Annotated in this window: 2 protein-coding genes; one reads left to right on the forward strand and one right to left on the reverse strand. The window is 38.8% G+C overall.

What is annotated here, in order from left to right; genetic code table 11:
- The coding region (locus E1140_RS00255; RefSeq protein ID WP_155177957.1) for a cytidine deaminase at positions 1 to 408 on the reverse strand (408 nt) is incomplete at its 3' end.
- 107 nt (positions 409 to 515) lie between these two features.
- On the opposite strand from E1140_RS00255, the gene E1140_RS00260 reads away from it, so the two are divergent.
- On the forward strand, positions 516 to 1,184 hold a 669-nt coding region (locus E1140_RS00260), incomplete at its 3' end, for a saccharopine dehydrogenase family protein (RefSeq protein WP_185153319.1).

Consider the following 1,184-nt stretch of genomic DNA (forward strand, 5'->3'; position numbering starts at 1 on the left):
ATAGGGGAGGTTAAACTTTTGCTCAAATTCCAGCATAACCTGCCTGCACATGCCACACGGTCCCCCAGCTCTTAAATCTTCTTCACTTGCTCGTTTAGCCACAATGGCCAACCTAATAACCGCAGCATTAGGAAATCTGGCACCAGCCTGAAATAAAGCAACCCTCTCGGCACAAAGCCCTGCTGGGTAAGATGCATTTTCCTGATTAGCCCCCAGTATTACTTCACTGTTGTTTAATAAGGCCGCTGCACCCACAGTAAAATTCGAATAAGGTGAATAGCTTACCTCAAGTGCATCTTTAGCTTTGCCTACTAACCATTGAGACTCCTCATCCAATTCATCAAAGCTATTGTATATTATATACTCTTCATTTTCACTCATTCCCACAATCCAATTTTTTAAGGCCATGCAATATAATATTACTGTGGCTGCATAAAAATTTTTATGAGTAAGAATTACGCTTTGAGAATAGTAATTCTTTTATTTGAGCCCACTACATAAAAGTACTTTTTGCAATGAAGATGATATTGGTTTTAGGGGCTGGAAGGTCTGCAAGTTCTCTGATTGGTTATTTGATAAATGAATGTAATTCAAATGGTTGGAAACTCCGGGTGGGAGATTATTCATTACCATTGGCTAAAGATAAATGCAATGGTTCTGCAGTTGCCGAGGCTTTTCAATTTGATATTCTCAATGAGAAGCAAAGAGAGGAAGAGATAAAAAATGCCGATGTTGTAATTTCAATGTTACCAGCCAATTTTCATCCAATAGTTGCTGAGCTGTGTGTTGAATATGGTGTAAATATGCTTACAGCCTCTTATGTGTCTAAAGAAATGAAGGCATTGGATGAAAAGGCAAAGGAGAGAGGAGTCTTTTTATTAAATGAGTGTGGTCTTGATCCAGGTATTGATCATATGTCAGCCATGCAGGTGATTGATAAAATTAGAGATGCTGGCCATGAGTTAACTGCTTTTGAATCTTTCACTGGTGGGTTGCTTGCTCCAAATACTGATGATGACAATCCTTGGGAGTATAAGTTTACATGGAACCCTAGAAATGTAGTTTTAGCAGGGCAGGGTGTGGTTAAATTTATTCAGGAAGGGAAGTACAAATACATTCCATATCAAAAACTATTTAGACGAACTGAGCAGGTGCATATTCCTGGTTATGGTTATTTTGAAGGC

This window comes from Fulvivirga lutimaris (genome assembly GCF_009711525.1).
GTDB classification, from domain to species: Bacteria; Bacteroidota; Bacteroidia; order Cytophagales; family Cyclobacteriaceae; genus Fulvivirga; species Fulvivirga lutimaris.